This is a genomic window from Lentzea guizhouensis, from assembly GCF_001701025.1.
GTDB classification, from domain to species: Bacteria; Actinomycetota; Actinomycetes; order Mycobacteriales; family Pseudonocardiaceae; genus Lentzea; species Lentzea guizhouensis.
In genome coordinates this window covers 6,515,694-6,534,814 of record NZ_CP016793.1, presented here as the reverse complement: position 1 = coordinate 6,534,814, position 19,121 = coordinate 6,515,694, and the positions used below count along the sequence as shown (strand labels likewise).

The following is a 19,121-nucleotide window of genomic DNA, read 5'->3' as shown; positions in this document are numbered from 1 at the left end:
TAGCGTCGATACAAAGGTCCATAACGGCGTTAAACAACCTTGGAGGACCGTGTGAAACGCACCCTCGTTGTCGCGTTGGCCCTGGTGATGACCGCACCTGTCAGCGCCCATGCCCATCCGGACCACCCGGTCGCACCGGTCGCCCCGGCACCGGCGGCGGTCTACGGCGGCGGGTGGCAGCAGCTCGCCCCGATCGCCGGCGGCCCGCGCCAGGAGCACAGCGTCGCCGCCATCGGCCGGCACGTGTACGTCGTCGGCGGCATCCGCCCGGACGGCAACGGCGGCGTCGTCACCGTGCCGGACGTCGAGGTCTACGACACCCGTGCGAACACCTGGCGCCGCGCCGCCCCGCTGCCCGTGGCGATGAACCACCCGAACGTCGTGGCGGTCGGCGGCCGCCTCCACGTGCTCGGGGGCCTCTCCGGCGGTGCGTCGTGGCAGGCGATGCGCGACAGCTTCGTCTACCACCCCGCCACCGACCGGTGGACCGCGCTCCCGCCGATGCCGGCGGGCACCGAACGCGGCAGCGCCGCGATGGGCGTGTTCGGCACCCGCGTCTACCTGGCCGGCGGCATGCGCACCCTCACGCCCGGCCCCGGCGGCCTGCAGGACACCGTCGCCGACGTGCACTCCTACGACGTGCTGACCCGCCGCTGGACGACCCTGCCCTCCCTCCCGGAAGCCCGCGACCACGTCGGCGGCGCCATCGTCGGCCGCACGTTCTACGTCCTCGGCGGCCGGGACCGCGGCCAGGTGAACGTCCGCGACACCGTCTACTCCCTCGACCTGCCCGGCGGCCGCTGGACCGAACGCGCCCCGATGCCCACGCCGCGCGGCGGCATCGCCTCGGCCGTGGTCGGCACCAAGATCTACACGTTCGGCGGCGAGGGCCGCGTCGTGAACGGCGTGAACACGGTCTTCGACGAGACCGAGGCCTACGACACCCGCCGCGACACCTGGGAGCGGCTCGCCCCCATGCCCGTCCCCCGCCACGGCACCGCGGCCGTGGGCATCGGCGACACGATCTACGTCCCCGGCGGCGGCAACCGCGGCGGTGGCGCCCCGATGGACGTCAACGACGCCTACCGCCCCCGCTGAACTGGCAGCGCTCCTCGTCCGTAATCCCGGGCGTGAGCCGAATCGTCGTCCTCCTCGTCCTCGCCCTGATGACCCTCAGCGCCTGCGGTGCCGAGCCGGAGAACGACACGGCGACCCCCGGCGAACCGGAGGCGGCGGCCGGTCCCGTGGCCGGCCCCACCTCCGTCCTGCCGGGCGACATCGCGACACTGCAGGTGGCGGAGTCGCCCGAGGTGGGCCCCGTCGTCGCCGACGGCCAGGGCTACACGCTGTACCTCACCACCGAGGACAGCACCACCCCGCCGAAGCCCACCTGCCTCGAACCCGAGTGCACGCTCACCTGGCCCCCGCTGCTGGCCCGCGGCGGCCAGTTCGAGGCGACCGGCGTCGACCGGTCGCTGCTGGGCACGGTGAAGCGCCCCGACGGCCTCGAACAGGTCACCATCGCAGGCCACCCGGTCCACCGCTTCGTCGACGACGAACAGGCCGGTGACGCGACCGGCCACGGCACCGACGGCACGTGGTTCGCGATCTCCCCGAAGGGCGAGAAGGCCGCTCGCTAGCTCGTCCACGCGCCCCGAACCACCTCCGCGCGACACACCCGGCCGCGCCCAGTACCTTTTGGTGGAGACCAAACGGCCGCCCGCCCGGCCGGTTTGTCCTGTTCGGCTGCTCCTGGACCGATCCGTTTGTACCGGAATCCGGAAAACCGCTTCCGCGCGGAACCGGTTTCATATACTCGTATGAGAGCGCTCCCACGCCGCTGCAGCACGAGCCCTTCCGGAGACCACATGGATCAGGACGAGCCCTACCTCGACGCCACCCTGCCGATCGCCGCCCGAGTCGGCGATCTGCTCAAGCGCATGACACTGCCCGAGAAGGTCGGGCAGATGATGCAGCTGGACTCGAGGGAGGACCTGGACGACCACGTGCTGCGCAAGCACGTGGGCTCGATCCTGCACACCTCGCCCGAACGGGTCCTGCGCGCGCACGACCTCACGAGCCGGACCAAGCTGCGGATCCCGCTGCTCATCGCCGAGGACTGCATCCACGGCCACTCGTTCCACGAGGGCGCCACGATCTTCCCGACCCAGCTCGCCATGGCCGCGACCTGGGACCCGCAGTTGGTCGAGCAGGTCGCCAGGGTCACCGCGGTCGAGGCCGCCGCGACCGGTGTGCACTGGACGTTCTCGCCGGTGCTGTGCATCGCGCGCGACCTGCGCTGGGGCCGGATCGACGAGACGTTCGGCGAGGACCCGGTGCTGATCGGGGAGCTCGCGGCGGCCATGGTCCGCGGCTACCAGGGTGACGGGCTGGCCGACGAGACGGCCATCCTCGCCACCGCCAAGCACTTCGCCGGCTACTCGGAGACGCAGGGCGGGCGGGACGCGAGCGAGGCGGACCTCTCCCGGCGCAAGCTGCGCTCGTGGTTCCTGCCGCCGTTCGAACGGGTCGCGCGCGAGGGTTGTGCGACGTTCATGCTCGGCTACCAGACCACCGACGGCGTGCCGATCACGGTCAACTCGTGGCTGCTCGACGAGGTCCTGCGCGGCGAGTGGGGCTACCAGGGCACGCTGATCACCGACTGGGACAACGTCGGGCGCATGGTCTGGGAGCAGAAGGTCCAGCCCGACCACGCCCACGCCGCCGCGGCCGCCGTGAAGGCCGGCAACGACATGATCATGACCACCCCGCAGTTCTTCGAGGGCGCGCTGCAGGCCGTAGAGGACGGGTTGCTGGCTGAGGAGGACCTCGACCGCGCGGTCACCCGCATCCTGACGCTCAAGTTCGAGCTGGGGCTGTTCGAGAACCCGCGCCGGCCCGACACCGAGCGCCAGCGGACGATGATCAACCACGCCGACCACGCCGCGTTGAACCTCGACGTGGCGCGCCGGTCGCTGGTGCTGCTGAAGAACGACGGCGTGCTGCCCGTTCGAAAGGGCAAGATCGCGCTCGTCGGGCCGCTCGCGGACGACGCGCAGACCCAGCTCGGCGACTGGGCCGGATCGTCGGGTCAGGCCGACTGGCTGCCCGACGGACAGCCGCGCGACATGATCACCACGGTGCTGGACGGCCTCCGGGAGTTCTCCGAGGTCACCTACGCCCAGGGCGCCGACATCCTCACGCTCGAACCCGACCCCGAGGGTGACACGTTCCCCGACGGCCAGCCGCGGCCGAAGATCGTCGCGCCGTGCCCGCCGAACGCCGAGCTCATCGCCGAGGCGGTCGCGGCCGCGCAGGACGCCGACCACGTCGTCGCCGTCGTCGGTGACCGCATCGAACTGGTCGGCGAGGGTCGTTCCACCGCCACGCTCGACCTGATCGGCGGCCAGATCGCACTGCTCGACGCGCTCGCGGAGACCGGCAAGCCGCTGATCGTGGTGCTGCTGGCCTCGAAGCCGCTGGTGCTGCCGGAGAGCGCCCGCAACGCCGCCGCGGTGCTGTGGGTCGCGAACCCCGGCATGCAGGGCGGCCGGGCGATCGCCGAGCTGATCCACGGCCTGATCGAGCCCAGCGGCCGGTTGCCGATCTCGTTCGCGGCGCACGCGGGCCAGCAGCCGACCTACTACAACCAGATCCGCGGCCAGCACGGCACGCGCTACGCCGACCTGACCCAGGAGCCGGCGTTCGCGTTCGGCGAGGGTCTGTCGTTCACCACGGTCGAGTACTCCGACCTGCACGTCGACAAGGCGGTGCTGGGCCCGGACGAGACCGTCGAGGCCTCGATCACCCTGCGCAACACCGGGTCCCGGCCCTCGCGCGAAACCGTGCAGGTCTACGTGAGCGACGCGGTGACGTCGGTGAGCTGGGCGGACAAGGAGCTCAAGGCGTTCCAGCAGGTCGACGTGGCGCCGGGAGAGAGCGTCACGGTGCGGCTGGAGGTGCCGGTGTCCGCGTGCTCGATCGTGGACGCGCTGGGCAACCGGGTCGTCGAGCCCGGCGAGTTCGTGCTGCTCGTCGGGCCGTCGTCGAAGGACTCGGCCCTGCGCAGGGCCGAGTTCACCGTCAAGGCGCCGTGCTGATCGTCAGGTAGCGGGGCGGCAGCTCCGCCGCCCCGGTGATGGCCCGCTTCACGGCCGGCACGAGGTCCGCGTCCACCAACGCGACCGCGGGCCGGCCGGGCGGGTCGACCAGCAGGCTCGCACCACGGGCACCCGCCTCCAGTGCCGCCCGCACGACGACGTCCTGCTCCGGGTCCGAGTCCTGGGCCGCGTGGTAGGCGGTCAACGCGGCCCCGAGGTCAGCGGTGTCACCCGCCCAAGGCCGTTCCACCTGCGGTTCGACCCGGCGCACCCGCGTGTCGACGACGAGCAGCCGCTGCCCCGGCAGGTCGAGCGGGACGACGGGCTCCTCCTCGAACGCCACCCCGGCCAGCTCGCGCAACGCCAGCCCCACGGCCGCCCGCAACGCGAGCCCTGCCGACAGTCCACTGCCCTGCGGCAGGTCGACGCTGCACATCAACGTCGCCCCACCACCCGCACCCCGCACGGGCAGCGCCCACGCGGGCACCTCGTCCGACGGCACCAACGCGCGCTCGGTCGGCCGGTTCACCGACACCAGCTCCAGCAGCCCGTCGTCACGCCGGTCACCGGCGACGATCGCGCCCCACTTGCCCGGCACCCGCACCGCACCGCCCAGCAGCCGCAGCACACCGGGCGCGTACCAGACACCCGCCGCCGACCGCCCGAACGTGCGCCGGAACGCGTGTGGCACCAGTCGCAGCTCCGGGGCGACGTCCGGCCGGTCCGCGATGTCGACCGCGTCCACGCCGGTCATGCCTTGAGCGCCAGCAGCCGGTAGGCGTTGCCGCGGTCAGTGCGCGCCGCCAGGAACCGGTTCACCGTCTGGTCGAGCGCGACCGCCACGAAGAACGCCGGGATCCCCAGCGTCCACACGAGGAAGCTGCGCACCCGCCGCAGCCGCACGCGTTCCGGCCGCCACGGCGCCGGCGTCCGCGGGGCCTTGGCGCCCAGGAACAGCAGCAACGCGAGCGTGAAGTCGTTGCACAGGTGGGCCTTCGACCGTTCGCGCGCGACGGTGATCAGCCCCCGGTCGGCCAGCGCGTGCTCCAGGTTGTCGATCGGCATCATGTGCTGGTGCTGCGGCTGGAACCACGGCATCCAGTACTGCCCGAACAACCGCCCGAGCCGCCACTCCGGGTCCGGCAGCTCGATGAGCAGGTAGCCGCCCTCCGGCAGCACGTCCGCGGCGATGTCCAGCTCCTCCCACGGGTCCCGCACGTGCTCCAGGTAGTGGTGCATGCTGATCACGTCGTAGCGGCCCTTGAGCTCGCCCGCGAAGTCCTTGAAGCTGCCCCGGTACGCCTGTTCGATCCGGCCGAGCCTGGCCGCGTCCTCGATCGCCGCGCCCTGGTCGAGCCCGTCGAACGCGGTGTCGGGCAGGACCTCCTTGGCACCCAGGCAGAAGTGCGCGTGCCCCGAGCCGACGTCCAGCCAGCGCGCGGGTGTGGTGAACGGTTCCACCATCCGCGCCCGGCCGTAGTAGGGCGCGGTCTTGCCGGAGAACACGGCGTCGGCCGACGACTCGCCCAGGCCGTCGTAGAAGTCGCGGTAGTAGAAACCCAAGCCTTCTTCGGACAGCCGCGGGTTCTGCCACACGTGGGCACAGCGGACGCAGCGGTCCATCGTGAACGTGCCGGGCTTGCGCTGCACCAGGTCGTGCGCCGTCACCCAGCGACGCAGATCCGAGCTGCCGCAGGAAGGACAGGTGTCGCGCCGGGCCTCGTGGTAGTCGCGCCCGAGCCGTTCGGTGTACCAGGGAGCGGCCTGCTTCAGCGTCTCGGCCTGGCGAAGTTCGGCGGTGGACTTCTTGCCACCGGCCGTCTTCAGCCACAGGTAGGGCGTGCGCACGAACCGCGGCACCCACAGGTCCCTGGGCCGCAACGGAGTTCCGGCGAAGACCAGAACCGGGTGCGCCCAGTACGCAGCCAGCGCGACCAGGCCCCACGGCCAGTCGACGACCACGGCCGCGGCCACCACGGCGTACCCGATCATCGAGCCCGCGATCCACAACGACGGCCGCTTGCCGATCTGCCGCAGCGTCGCCGCCCGGTACCCGAGGTCGTGCGGACCGGCTTTGAGCCCCGGCGCGACCGCGATGTCCACCTCGGCGTGGACGTGGTCCTTGACCCGCCGGACGAACGCGACGAGCTCCGTCGGGTCGTCCGGGTCGACGGTCTCCGCGTACTCGTCGCGCACCAGCACGGCCTGCGACGCGCTCGCCCCGCGCGCCCACCGGTCCGACCGGTACTTCGCCGGGTCGACCGAGCCGAGCAGGTCCAGCGCCGCCACGGTCGGCAGGTCGCGCGGCACCAGGTCGACCAGGTCCGCGTCACCCGCGTCCCACGAGTCCTCGGAGCGGACTCCCGTGGCGGTGAGGAGCTTGTGCTCGCCCGCGCCCATGGCGAGCACACGCAGCTTGGACGCGCGGGAACGCAGGCGCAGGACGTCCACGAGGACGACCAAGACCACCAACGCGGTGAGGATCACCCGGCCACCACCTTTTCCAGTAGGTCCGCGGCCGTCGCCGCGCCACCCGCAGCAATGAAGGACTCCCGCACCAGCTCCGCGGCGGCCGCGTACTCCGGCTCACCCAGGACGGATTCCAGTGCGGTGCGAACATCGGTCGAACGGGCCCGCGAGTAGGTCAGGCGAACGCCCGCTCCGGCCGCCACCACCTGGGCGGCCACGGTTGGCTGGTCGTCCCGGATCGGCGCCACGACCAGCGGCAACCCGTGTGCCAGCGCCTCGCAGACGGTGTTGTGCCCGCCGTGCGTGATCACGGCGTCCAGGTGGGGCATCAACGCCAACTGCGGAACGGACGGCCGCAGCAGCACGTTGGCGGGCACGGGCCGTTCGGGAGCCACCATCACCACCTGGACGTCCAGGTCCGCGACGGCGTCCAGCGCCTGGCCGAAGAACCGCTCCCCCGCCGGGCCGTTCAGCGTGCCGAGCGAGATCAGCACCCGCCGGTGCCCGGTCAGCCGCTCCCACGGGAACTCGACCCGTTCCACCCGGTGGGTCAGCGCGGGCCCGACGAACGCCACCTCGTCGCCGAACTCCCCGGACACCAACGCCTTCGAGCTGTAGACCAGCACCAGCCGGTCGGAGAACCGGATGTCGCCGCCCGCGTACTCGTGCAGCAGGTCGCGCACCCAGGCGTCGACCTTCGGCATGGTCTGCAACGGGTTGACCAGCTCGGCCGAAGTCGCCGCCGACGTCACCCACGGCACGCCGGCCTGGTTCGCCACCGCCGGCCCGGCCAGCGCCTGCTGGTCGGCGACGAGCACGTCCGGCGCGAAGTCCCGCACCGCGGCGGCCACACCGGGCTCCATCGCGTGGCCGAGCGGGATGAGGAACTCCTCCCAGAAGAACTTCAGCACCGCCATGCCGCGCAACGCGAGCCACCGCTCCCGCTTGGCTTTGATGTCGGCTTCCAGCACGTCGTCGATCGCCGGGAACACCACGGCGTCGTCGGGCAACAAGGGCGCGAGCGTCCCGGGATGGCCGACCCACGCGACGTCGTGGCCACGTGCGAGCAGCTCGCCGCCCACGGACGCGGTCGGGTTGATGTGACCGGTCAGCGGCGGCACGACGAACAGGAACCGGCTCATGAGGGCAGCCAGTCGTAGAGCACGTCGAGCAGCTCGGCCGTGGCCTCGCGCAGCACGGTGTGGCCAAGTCCGGTCACCACGTGCAGGCGGCAGGACGGGATCCGTTCCGACAGCTCGGCCGCGGCGCCGACCAGCTCGGACTCCGCACCGAACACGCCGAGCACCGGGCACTGCACCTGCGTCAGGTCGAGCTTCGCACCGGAGCCGAGGTCGTCGATCAGCGTGGTGCCGTTGAGCAACGCGTTGGCGTTCACGGCGAGCTTGGCGATCTTGCGCTGGCCCAGCGCCATCAGCTGGTCCTGCGTGCGGTCGAACTCCAGACCCAGCGCGGCGACGGTCAGCGTGTTCGTGATGTCCTCGAACCACGCGTCGCCGACCACTCCCCCGACCGCCGACTCGACCAGCACCACCCCGGCCACGCGGTCCGGCGACTGGACGGCCGCGTGCATGGCGACGACGCCGCCGTAGCTGTTTCCCAGCAGGTAGACCGGCTCGGTGATGCCGATCTCGTCCAGCACGGCCACGAGGTCGAGCGCGCTCTCCTCCGGCGTGTACCCGGACGACGGCCGCTCGGACAGGCCGTGCCCGCGCAGGTCGAACAGCACGGTGCCAAAGCCCTTGGCGGCCAACGGCGCCGCGAGCGTGTAGTAGAAGCTGGACAGGTTGTCCATGACCAGCCCGTGCACGAACACGATGGTCGGCACGTCCTCCGTGGGCCCGAGCCGCTGCACGTGGAACCGCAGCCCTCGGGCGTGCACCTCAGACACGAGCCGTGATGTGGTCGACGAGCCGGCCGACGGACATCGCCATGATCTCGTCGATGTCCATGTCGGCGAGGAACGCGACCAGGTCGACGCCGTAGTGGGCGTTGAGCTTGTCGGCCAGCGCCACGAACTCGATCGACTCCAGGCCGAGGTCGTCGCTGAACGTGGTGTCGCGGGTGATCTCCACGCCCAGCAGGAAGTCCGGCCCGACGACCTCGGTGATCAGTTCTGCGACCTGCTGCAGCACCTCGTCCATCACTTCTCCGTCTTCACGCGTGCGGCGGCTTTTCCTTGTTCGGCAACGACTTCGAGCTGCGGCACCGCGAACGCCCCGCGCACCCGCGCGTCGGCGTCGACGGTCAGCTCGGCGGGGTAGACCGGCCCGGCACCGCGGTTCCACAGCCACGAGCGGACGGCGTCCTTCACCGCGATCACCCGCAGCAGCCAGTCGCGTTGCGCGGGCACGTCGAGCCCGGCGTAGTGCGCTCGTTCGGCGGAGTTCAGGTAGCGGCGCATGATCAGGTCGCGGGTGGCGCTGTCGGACCAGTTCTCGGTGACCCGCAGCCACTCACCGTCCTGTGTGGACAGCATCTCCGCACCCGGCCGCAGCTTGACCTGCCAGATGCGGTCGTCGGTGGTGAACCGGCGGGTGGTCCAGCCGGTGATCCGGCACCACAGCACGCCGTTCACCGTCAGTTCGGCGTCGGCGACCATGGTCTGGGCGGTCACCGTGCGGATCCTGGCCGTGCAGTGGACGTCCCCGGTCGGCGCCGGGCCGTGGAACGACACCTGTTCGATGCCGGTCGGCAGCACGGTCTGGTCGACGGTGTGCACGACCTGCATCCAGTGGCCGATCAGCTGTCCGGCGCTGTCCAGCAACGCACCCGGCGCCGACAACGGCGTCAGCACACCGGAGATCCCGTTGTCCGCCACCGCGTCGATCCTGGTCACGCCCGCGAACGCCGGGCCGTGGAACATCCAGTTGTCCCGGTAGAGCTCGTCGGCCCTGACCGGTGCCTCACGAGTGCCGTGCAGCTGGATCTCCAGCGGCTGCGGGGTCGCCGGGGTCATCAGCACGACGCCCTCGGCGTAGTCACCGACCTTCACCACGACCCGGTCGGCACCTTCGGCCCGCGCGTTGATCTTCACGGTCGTCGCGGGCAGCGCTGTCAGCCAGCGCTTGGCCCTGACGTCGGCGAACCCGTGCACGGTTCCGCCGGTCAGCCTGCGCGCGGCGTCGGCGAAGACCTCCAGCAGGCCGGTCGCCGGCACGATCGGGAACCCGTCGGCGAGGTCGGGCCAGCCCGGTGGCTGCGGGAACACCGAGTGGTCGACGAGCTCCGGCATGGTCCGCAACGAGAACTCGCGGGTGAACCCGGCCTCGTTGGGCCGCAGCGCACCGGCCACCTCGCGTGCCACGGCGTTGGTGTGCGCCAGGAGCCTGGTGACCGCCGCCGCCATCGGGCTGTCGTCGGCGACCACGCCCAAATCGGTGCCGAGCGGGTCGGTGCCGAGCGGGTCGACCGTGATCTTCGGGGTGCCGAGCCGCAGCCGGACCCGGTGGGAGGTGCCGCGCTTGAGTCCGAACGCCCACAGGGCTTCCGGCGCGATGTCGGGGTTGACGGCGAGGTGCGGCCGGTCGGACAGGGTGTCGGCGACGAACCCCGGCAGGCTGCCCTGGCCGATCTGCACGAACGCGCGGAACCCGGCGGAGTGCAGGCGGTGCAGCAGCGGCCGGAACCGGACCGGTTCGACGAGGTGCCGCAGGACCAGGTCGCGGACGTCCTCGGCGCGCATGGGTTCGAGCGAGTTCGCCGACCAGACCGGGATGTCCGAGGTGCGGACCGGCAGCTGGTCGAGCATCTCCTTGGCGCGGCCGAGGTAAGGGGCCAGCGCGGGCGTGTGGAAACCGGTGCGGAACGGCATCAGCTGCGCCATCACACCGTTGGCCTTGAGCGTCTCCAGCACCGGTTCGAGGAGGTCGACCGGGCCGCAGATGACCGACTGGTGCGGGCAGTTGTCGTGGCTGATCGTGACGCCCTCGACGAGGTACTGCTCGGCGGTGTCCGCGGAGCAACCCAGTGCGGCGTAGGCGATGTCGACGACCGCGACGGCACCCGGCCCGAGGGCGTCGACGAACCGGTCGATCGTCGGGTAGATGCCGCCGACGACCATGGCGGTCCACTCGCCCATGCTGTGCCCGGCGAGCGCGCCGGGCGTGATGCCCTGTGCCATCAGCTCACGAGCCTCGCGGCGGCCGTCCTGCAGCAGCTTCACCGCGTGGTCGACGACCTCGCCGGTGAACTCGCGCTCGAAACCGGGAAACACGAACGCGACCTGGTCGGTGCTGGTCACGAGCGGCTGCGGGGAGAACCAGATGTCGTGCCTGCCGGGCCAGGCCTTGCCCTGGGAGATGACCCGCTCGGCGAGCGTGAACTTGCGGTCGTCGGGGTTGCCGATGGCGAGCCGGAACGCGCGGTCGGCGGTGGAGGGCCGGCGTTCCCGCACGGCACTGACCAGCTCGTCGGCGGTGTCCGCGGCGAACGTCATGACCTGCTTGCGCGGCTTCGCGACCGTGTGGCCGTCGAGCACGGCGTGGGCGTTGATCCCGCCGAAGCCGAACGCGTTCACGACCGCGCGGTGCGGGCCTTCCCAGTGGCGGGCCTCGCTGACCGGTGTGAACCTGGTGTTCTGCAACGCGGTGTGCGGCTGGTCGACGTGCAGGGTCGGCGGCAGCGTGCGGTGGTGCAGCGCGAGGGCGGCCTTGATCAGCCCGGCCATCCCGGCGGCGGGCATGGCGTGGCCGATCATCGACTTCACCGTGCCGATGCCGATCTCGTCGCCCTCGGCACCGAACGCGTTGACCATCGTGGCCAGCTCGGCGGCATCGCCGGCAGGGGTGGCGGTGCCGTGGGCCTCGATCAGGCCGGGTGCGTCGGTGCGCGGGTCGAGCTCGGCGTTGGCCCATGCCCGTTGCACCGCGAGGAGCTGGCCCTCGGGGTTGGGCGTCATCATGCTGGTCGCGCGGCCGTCGCTCGCGGTGCCGATGCCGCGGATCACGGCGTAGACGCGTTCGTCACCGACGTCTTCGAGGCGCTTGAGCAGCACCATGCCGACGCCTTCTGACAGCAGCGTGCCGTCGGCGTTGGCGTCGAACGGCCGGATGCGCTCACTCGGGCTCAACGCGCGGAGCTGCGTGAAGACGCTCCACAGCGTCGGGTGGTGGCAGACGTGCACGGCACCGGCCAGCATCGCGTCCGCGCGGCCCTCCTGGAGCTCGCGGACGGCGTGCTCGACCGCGACCAGCCCGGACGCGCAGGCAGCGTCGACCGTGTAAGCCGTGCCGCGCAGGTCGAACCGGTTGGCGATGCGGGAGGCGGCGAGGTTCGGCACCAGGCCGATCGACGCCTCCGGCTGCTCGGGCCCGAACCGGTCGCGGATGGCCTGCCGGACCGTGCCGAGCTCCGCGCTGCCGAGCCCCGGGAACAGGTCGCGGACGACCGAGAGCACCTCGTCGGCGAGCCGGACGCGCTGGTCGAGCCGCGCGCAACCGGGCGTGAGGTAACCGCCGCGGCCGACGACGACGCCGATCCGTTCCTTTGCGGGCAGTGTGGTCTCCCCGCCCGCGTCCGCAATCGCTTCCGCGGCCGTGGCGAGGGCGAGCAGCTGGTCGGGCTCCGCGCCGTCCACGGTGGACGGCATGATGCCGAACCTGGTCGGGTCGAACTCGGCCAGGTCGTCGACGAAGCCGCCCCTGCGGCAGTAGAACCGGTCGCCGCTCGTGCTGTGCTGGTCGTAGTAGGTCGCCGGGTCCCAGCGGCCGGGCGGGATCTGCCCGATGGCGTCCACACCGGACACGATGTTGCGCCAGAACGTCGTGGCGTCGGGCGCGCCGGGGAAGACGGCGCCGATGCCGACGATCGCTATGCCTCCCATTGGTAGACCACCTGCACGTCGGTCCCGGCGGCGATCTCGTTGAGCAGCGCGTCCACGCCCTGGTCCGGCTGGATCAGCGGGATGCCGCGGCGTTCGTACTCCGCGCTGAGCCCCACCGCCATCCCGGCGCCCGCCCAAGGGCCCCAGTCGACGGCGACGACCTTGCGGTGCGGACCCCAGAACCTGGCCATCCGGTCGAGCGCGTCGTTCGCGGCGCTGTAGTCGGCCTGGCCGCGGTTGCCGAACACGCCGCTGACGCTGCCGAACAGCACCAGGAACCCGTCGGTGAACGCCTTGGCGCCGTTGACCTTCGTGGCCCAGACCCGGTCGAACGACTCCTGGGTCTTGTCGGCGATCAGCTTGTCGTCCAGCACGCCCGCGCCGTGGATCACGCCGTCGAGCCGGCCGAACCGGGCCTTGATGTCGTCGACCACCCTGCCCACGGCCTCAGCGCCGGTGACATCGCACTGGTGGTAGCGGACGCTCGACGCCTTGGCGCGCAACCGTTCGAGGGTCTGGCGGACTTCACGTTCGGCGAGCACCCTGCGTGCCTTGGCGGGCACCTGGTCCTTCTCACCGATCTCGAACAGCGCCTTCACGAGCTCGGGTTCGGTGGTGGCGTTCGCGAGGCGGTGGTCCTCGGGCGCGATCGGGGTGCGGCCGACCAGCTCGATGTGGCAGCCGGTGCGTTCGGCGAGTGCGATCGCGGCGAGTGCCGTGATGCCGCGGGCGCCACCGGTCAGCAGCACCACGCTGTCGGCGTCGAGCGGCAGGTCACCGCCGACAGGTTCGGTCTCGACGGCCTCGATGACGTGCCGGCGACCGGCCTGGTGGCCGACGACCGCCGGACCGGCACCGAGCTCGGCGAGCAGGGCGGTGGCGATGTCGCGGTGGCTCTCCTTGGGGTTGAGGTCGACCGCGCGCACCACCAGGTCCGGGTGTTCGAGCGCGGCCGTGCGGATCAGCCCGTGCAGGCCGATGTCCGCGGGCAGCTCGTCGGTGGTGTGGTCGAAGCCGAACGTGCCGCCGCCGGTGGTGACCACGACGAGGTTCGTGCCGGTGGTGACGCAGGCCTTGACCTCGCTGAACGCCTCGGGCAGCCGGGCGCCGAGGTGGACCACGACGTCGATGCCGGCGAGGTCGGCGGGGAACTTCGGCTCGATGCGCGGGCGGGCGTTGTGCTTTTCGAGGAGGTCGGCGAGCTCGAGGCCGATGCCGTTGTCGTCGATGATCAGCACGGTCTTGCCGGTGAGGTCGACGGGCTCGGCCGGGTCGGCGGCCACGACCTGCGGGACGCGCCGCACGAGCTTCCCGGCCGCCTCACGGACGACCAGCCCGCCGACCAGCTCACCGCCTCCTGCCACAGCACCGGCGAGCGAGCCGGAGGCGGCCGGAGCGGTGATGGCCGGGGTTTCGCCGAACCAGCCCACGATCCCGTCGATCGTCTTGAGCTGCGCCAGGTCGTCCACCGACCCGGAGGCGCCCAGCTCCTGGACCAGCTCGCCCACGATCTCCGCGCGCTTGATCGAGTCGATCGACAGGTCCGCTTCCAGGTCCAGGCCCGGCTGCAACATCTCCATCGGGTAGCCGGTGCGAGTGCTGATCGTCCGCAGCACCACGCCCCGCACGTCCTTGGCGGGGGCCGCGACCGGAGCCGCCGCGCCGAACCAGCCGACGATGCCCTCGATCGTCTTGAGCTGTGCCAGTTCGTCGACCGAACCGGACGCGCCCAGCTCCTGGACGAGCTCGCCGACGATCTCGGTGCGCTTGATCGAGTCGATCGACAGGTCCGCTTCCAGGTCCAGGCCCGGCTGCAACATCTCGACCGGATAGCCGGTGCGGGTGCTGATCGTCCGCAGCACCACCGTGGCGACGTCTTCCTGTTGCAGCGCAACCGGTTCCGGCGCGTGCACCACGGCGTCCACGACCGGCATCGGTGCCGGGGCGGGCGCGGGTGCGGTGCCGAGGTAGCTCAGCAGGACGTCGCGCTGGGCGCTGACCGCGTCCCGCATGCCGTCCAGGAACTTCTCGACGATCTCGTCCCGGCCCAGGCCCGATCCGGCCCGCAGCGTCGGGAACTCGGTCGCGGGCCGCAGCCCGCCGGGCAGTGCCTCGCCGTTCGCGTCCCGCACGAGACCTCCATCCACGTACCAGTTGGGCCGTTGCGGCACGGCCGTGGCCGGTTCGGCCCTGTCCTCGAAGAGCGGTCGCGCGTCCACCTCGACACCGGACCGCGAGAGCGGCGAGCGTGTGCAGGAACGTCACGTGGTCGTCACAGCGCAACGCCCGGTGCGGCCGACCGGTCGGCCGAGGGTCTTGCCGACCAGCGAGGTCAGCACCCCTCCGGGCCCGGCCTCGACGAAGATCCGCGCGCCCGCCGCGTACATCGACTCGACCTGGTCCACGAACCGCACCCGCCCGGCGAGCTGGTCGGCCAGCCCCTGGCGCACGTCCGTATGGGGCGCGGCGGCCACGTTCGACCACACCGGGATCTGCATCTCGTTGATGGACACGGCCGCGAGCCGTTCCGCGAACCGGTCCCGCGCCCCCGCCATCAGCGGGCTGTGGAACGCGGCGGCGACCGGGATGTTCTTGACGGTCAGCCCGGCGTTCCCGAGCACCTCGACGGCGTTCTCGACGGCTGCCGCGGGTCCGGAGATCACGACCTGGTCGGGCGAGTTGTGGTTGGCCACCACGACGTCCGCCGGCAGCAACGCCTCGACCTCGGCGACCGACGCGGTCACCGCCGCCATCGTGCCGGGGTCGTCGCCGACCGCCGCCAGCATCGCCTCGGCCCGCGCCGCGCTGAGGTCGAGCAGCTCTGCGGGCGTGAACACACCGGCAGCGGCCAGCGCGACCAGCTCGCCGTAGCTGTGCCCACCGACCAGATCCGGCCGCACGCCGACGGAGTCGAGCAACGCCGTCACCGCGAGCCCGGCGATTCCCAGCGTCGGCTGGGCGTTGCGGGTGTCGGTGATCTCGGCGCGTTGTCGTGCCACGTCGTCCGCGGTGAGCGCGGCGGGCGGGAACATGACCCGTTCGTAGCGCGGGTCCACGAAGTCCTGCAGCCACGGGAACGCCGTGAGCAGGTCCAGCACCATGCCCGGTCGTTGGCTGCCCTGGCCGGGGTAGAGGAAGGCGACCTTCGGCCGTTCCCCGTCCCTGAGCTGCACGACGTCCGATGCTCGCCACGCCTCGACGTCTGCCAGCGCCTGGCGCAGGCTCTCGTGATCGCTCACCACGAACGCCGCCTGGACCGTGCCGCTGCCGCAGGCCGCGGCCAGGTTCCGCAACGGCGTGCGGTCGTCGACCAGCGCCTTGATCCGTGCGGCTTCCCGTTGTGCTGCCCCCGGGTTCTCGCCGCGGACCAGGAACAGCTCGGCCGGCCACACGGTGAGTCCGTGCCTCGGCTCGTCCGCGCCGGTGTAGCCAGCGAGGACGGTGTGGAAGTTCGTGCCGCCGAACCCGAACGCGCTCACGCCCGCGACCCGGTCCTTGTCCGCCCAGGTGCGGTGGCCGAACGCGAACGGGCTGGTCCGCGGGTCCCAGTAGGCGTTGGGCTGCTTGACGTGCAGCGTTCCCGGCCGGATGCCGGTGTGGACGGCCAGCGCCGCCTTGATCACGCCGGCCAGCCCCGCCGCGCACTTGGTGTGCCCGATCTGGGACTTCACCGACCCGATCGTGCAGCTGCCCGGATCGACGCCGGCGAACATCTCGGTGAGCGACGCGAGCTCGGTCCGGTCGCCGACCACGGTTCCGGTGCCGTGCGCCTCGACCAGCCCGACGTCCCGCACCGACACGCCCGCCGACGCGTACGCCCTGCGCAGCGCCCGTTGCTGGCCTTCCGGCCGTGGCGCGGTGAGTCCGAGCGACCTGCCGTCGCTCGACGCGCCGATGCCCTTGACGACCGCGTAGACCCGGTCGCCGTCGCGTTCGGCGTCGGCGAGCCGCTTCAGGACCACGGCCGCCACGCCCTCGCCGAGCGCGATGCCGTCGGCAGCCGAGTCGAACGTGGCGCAACGCCCCTTGGCGGACAACGCCTTGACCGAGGCGAACATCTGGTAGTCGTGCGCGCTGTTGTGCAGGTCGACCGCACCGCACAGGACCATGTCGCTGGTTCCGCCGACGAGCTCCTTGCAGGCCACGTCGAGCGCGGCGAGGCTGGACGCGCAGGCCGCGTCGACGGTGTAGTTCGCGCCGCCGAGGTCGAGCCGGTTCGCGATGCGGCCGGCGATCACGTTGCCCAGCACGCCGGGGAACGAGTCCTCGGTGAGCGCGGGCAGGTGGTCGTCGAGGCCGCGGACTCCCAAGGCGGGCAACGCGGTCCGGACCGTGTAGGCGTTCGCGAGGTCGGCGCCGGCTTCAGCACCGAAGATCACCGACGTGCGCTCACGGTCGAACACCCGCGTCGCGTATCCGGCGTCCTTCAACGCCTGCGCGCTGACCTCCAGCGCGAGCAGCTGAGCGGGTTCGATGGAGGTGAGCGAGGTGGGCGGGATGCCGTAGGCGAGCGGGTCGAACGCCGTGCGCGGCAGGAAGCCGCCCCAGCGGAACGGGCTGCCGTAGCGTTCCGGCGACCAGCGGTCCGGTGGGATCTCGGTGATGGAGTCCTTGCCCGCCAGCACGTTCGCCCAGAACTCGGCCACGTCCCGCGCGCCGGGCATGATCGCGGCCATGCCGACGATGGCGATGTCCAGCGGCTCGGCGGTCCGGTCCTCTTCGACGGTCTCCGGCAGCACCCCGGAGACGATGTCCTCGTGCAGCGCGGCGATCGTGGTGCGCTCGGACCTCAGGGTCGCGACCTGGCCGATCATGAACATGCCCTCGCGGCGCTGTTCGTCCTCGTCGACCTCGACCAGTCCGTCGTCGCCGCGCACGAGTCCGCGGCTGGCGAGCCGGAGCCGGCCCAGGTTGAGCTGTTCGAGCCGCTCCCAGCTCTCCTGCCGGGGCAGGTCCGCCAGCTCGACCCGCGCCTGTTCGAACGTGTCCACATAGGACGTCTGAGCGCAGCGGACCGCGTGCCCCGGCGAGGTCTCCAGCAGCGCGGTGTCCTCGCACTCCAGCGCGACCTGCTGGAACACCGGCCGGATCGCGCCGTGCTCGACGGCCTCCTCGGTGAACAGGTAGGCCGTGCCGACCAGCACACCGATCGCGGCGCCACGGGCGGCCAGCGGTGCCGTCATCGCGTCGATCATCGCGGCGGACCGCGCGTCGTGGATGCCGCCCGCGAAGAGCGCGACGACGTCCTTCTCGCGGCCGCGCAGCACGTCGATCTGCTGCTGCCACAGGGTGAAGCTGGTCCGCGGGCCGGTGTGCCCGCCGCACTCCGAGCCCTCGAAGACGAACTTGCGCGCGCCCTCGTCGAGGAACCGCCTGAGCAACGCGGGCGACGGGACGTGCAGGAACGCCTCGATCCCGGCGTCCTCCAGCTCACGGGCCTGCGCGGGCGTGCCACCGGCGACGATGGCGTACCTCGGTCTGGTCTTGAGCACCGCGGCCGTCTGCCGCGCGCGCAGCTCAGCGGGCGCGAACCCGAGCAGTCCGACGCCCCACGGCTTGTCACCGAGCTTCTCCGCCGTCTGCGTCAGCAGCTCGTGGACCTGCTCGCCCTCCATCAGCGCGAGCGCGAGGAACGGCAGCGCACCACCGTCGGCGACGGCCCCGGCGAACGCGGGCTGGTCGCTGACCCGCGTCATCGGCCCCTGTGCGATCGGGTAGCGCAGGCCGGGAACACGGTCGCAGAACGGCCCTCCGGCACGGATCGAGCGGTGTTCACCCGCTCGTGCGACATTGTCGCGCAGGGCCCGCTGAATGGCCCCGACGACACCGCCGACCGTCCCAAACGAGACGCGGTTGAATTCCGCAAAGGAACCTTCTTGCCCAATTTCCAGCTCGTTCTGCCGGGCGTGCACACGCACACCATCACGCACAACGGTGTCAGCGCCGTCCATCAAGCGGATCGCGTTGACAATTTCACCGGAAATGTGTTTTCGCGCCTCCGCGACGAGCGCGAGCTGGCCTTCCAGCACCACCCCGCGCGCCCCGCCGGCGACGGCCGCGGCAGCCGTGTCGGGCCCGATGCCACCCCACAGCCAGATGGGCAGATCGGTCAGCGCGAGCACCTGCTGGAGCAGCACGAACGCAGGCGAACCACCCACCCGGCCGCCCGCCTCGGCACCCTTCGCGATCAGCCCGGACACGCCGCGCTCGATCGCCGCAACGGCCTCGGCCACCGAGGTGACGACCGCCAGAACACGGCGTTCCCCCAGCTCAGCCAGGTCGGCGACATGGTTGTGCAGATCAACGACGACGGTGTCGACGACCTCGGGCAAGGTGACCGTCAACGGCCCGTGCAGCCGCACCCCGAACGTGCCGGGATGACGCGCCGCGACACGACCGAGGTCGCGTGCCGCGTGCGGCCCGAGGTCGAGCACGCCGAGGCCGCCCGCCCGCTGAGCCGCGACCACGAGGGCCGGGTTGGGGGTGCCGAACGGACTGAGGCACAGCACCCGTTCTTGATCCGACAGCATGTCCACTGCGCTCACTTCCTCACCCTGCAGGGTGGGGAGAAAGGAATTCAGCTTGCGTTCCTACTGACCGGTACGGTTAGTTCGCGATCACCGTACGCACAAACCACAGGCGCCGTCGAGGGGGGTGATGAAACTTTCTCACGTACGTAACCTGACGAATGGCCCCCGAACGGCGGGCCT

General features: G+C 71.6%; 11 protein-coding genes. 3 read left to right on the top strand and 8 right to left on the bottom strand.

The window, feature by feature from the left end:
• Positions 1-51 precede the first annotated feature (51 nt).
• The 3 genes from BBK82_RS31755 (at position 52) to BBK82_RS31745 (ending at position 4,100) form a co-directional block, all read left to right on the top strand.
• A complete protein-coding gene (locus BBK82_RS31755; protein ID WP_065918281.1) occupies positions 52-1,098 on the top strand; it encodes a Kelch repeat-containing protein in 1,047 nt (348 codons plus the stop codon).
• A gap of 32 nt (positions 1,099-1,130) precedes the next feature.
• Positions 1,131-1,640 carry a hypothetical protein gene (locus tag BBK82_RS31750; RefSeq protein ID WP_065918280.1) on the top strand — a complete coding sequence of 170 codons (510 nt, stop codon included), beginning with the start codon at positions 1,131-1,133 and terminating at the stop codon, positions 1,638-1,640.
• Positions 1,641-1,868: 228 nt separating this feature from the next.
• Positions 1,869-4,100, top strand: a complete 2,232-nt coding sequence (locus BBK82_RS31745; protein ID WP_065918279.1) for an exo-beta-d-1,3/1,6-glucosidase — start codon at positions 1,869-1,871, stop codon at positions 4,098-4,100.
• On the opposite strand, the gene BBK82_RS31740 is transcribed toward BBK82_RS31745, so the two are convergent.
• The 8 genes from BBK82_RS31740 to BBK82_RS54660 are packed head-to-tail and all read right to left on the bottom strand — an operon-like array spanning position 4,084 to position 18,956.
• Positions 4,084-4,854, bottom strand: a complete 771-nt coding sequence (locus BBK82_RS31740) for a galactokinase (RefSeq protein WP_154697612.1) — start codon at positions 4,852-4,854, stop codon at positions 4,084-4,086. The two genes, BBK82_RS31745 and BBK82_RS31740, sit on opposite strands and share 17 nt — an antisense overlap.
• A complete protein-coding gene (locus BBK82_RS31735; protein ID WP_065918277.1) occupies positions 4,851-6,587 on the bottom strand; it encodes a class I SAM-dependent methyltransferase in 1,737 nt (578 codons plus the stop codon). The genes BBK82_RS31740 and BBK82_RS31735 overlap by 4 nt, the downstream gene beginning before the upstream one ends.
• Positions 6,584-7,711, bottom strand: coding sequence for a glycosyltransferase (locus BBK82_RS31730; RefSeq protein WP_065918276.1), 1,128 nt, complete (start codon positions 7,709-7,711; stop codon positions 6,584-6,586). The genes BBK82_RS31735 and BBK82_RS31730 overlap by 4 nt, the downstream gene beginning before the upstream one ends.
• Positions 7,708-8,478: an alpha/beta fold hydrolase gene (locus tag BBK82_RS31725; protein ID WP_065918275.1), complete on the bottom strand. Its 771-nt coding sequence runs from the start codon at positions 8,476-8,478 to the stop codon at positions 7,708-7,710. The genes BBK82_RS31730 and BBK82_RS31725 overlap by 4 nt, the downstream gene beginning before the upstream one ends.
• Complete coding sequence (locus tag BBK82_RS31720) at positions 8,471-8,731, bottom strand: acyl carrier protein (protein WP_065918274.1); 261 nt, start codon at positions 8,729-8,731, stop codon at positions 8,471-8,473. Before BBK82_RS31720 ends, BBK82_RS31725 begins: the two co-directional genes overlap by 8 nt.
• A complete protein-coding gene (locus tag BBK82_RS31715) occupies positions 8,731-12,411 on the bottom strand; it encodes a type I polyketide synthase (RefSeq protein WP_065918273.1) in 3,681 nt (1,226 codons plus the stop codon). Before BBK82_RS31715 ends, BBK82_RS31720 begins: the two co-directional genes overlap by 1 nt.
• Positions 12,399-14,630 carry an SDR family NAD(P)-dependent oxidoreductase gene (locus tag BBK82_RS54665; protein ID WP_237047683.1) on the bottom strand — a complete coding sequence of 744 codons (2,232 nt, stop codon included), beginning with the start codon at positions 14,628-14,630 and terminating at the stop codon, positions 12,399-12,401. The genes BBK82_RS31715 and BBK82_RS54665 overlap by 13 nt, the downstream gene beginning before the upstream one ends.
• Positions 14,631-14,672: 42 nt before the next feature.
• Entirely contained in the window at positions 14,673-18,956 is a 4,284-nt protein-coding gene (locus tag BBK82_RS54660) for a type I polyketide synthase (RefSeq protein WP_237047681.1), read from the bottom strand.
• Between the last annotated feature and the right edge of the window lie 165 nt (positions 18,957-19,121).

Bases quoted from the DNA above. Each gene is read 5' to 3' on its own strand.
- BBK82_RS31745 (WP_065918279.1), top strand. From the start codon at position 1,869: ATGGATCAGGACGAGCCCTACCTCGACGCCACCCTGCCGATCGCCGCC.
- BBK82_RS31740 (WP_154697612.1), bottom strand. From the start codon at position 4,854: ATGACCGGCGTGGACGCGGTCGACATCGCGGACCGGCCGGACGTCGCC.
- BBK82_RS31730 (WP_065918276.1), bottom strand. From the start codon at position 7,711: ATGAGCCGGTTCCTGTTCGTCGTGCCGCCGCTGACCGGTCACATCAAC.
- BBK82_RS31720 (WP_065918274.1), bottom strand. From the start codon at position 8,731: ATGGACGAGGTGCTGCAGCAGGTCGCAGAACTGATCACCGAGGTCGTC.
- BBK82_RS31715 (WP_065918273.1), bottom strand. From the start codon at position 12,411: ATGGGAGGCATAGCGATCGTCGGCATCGGCGCCGTCTTCCCCGGCGCG.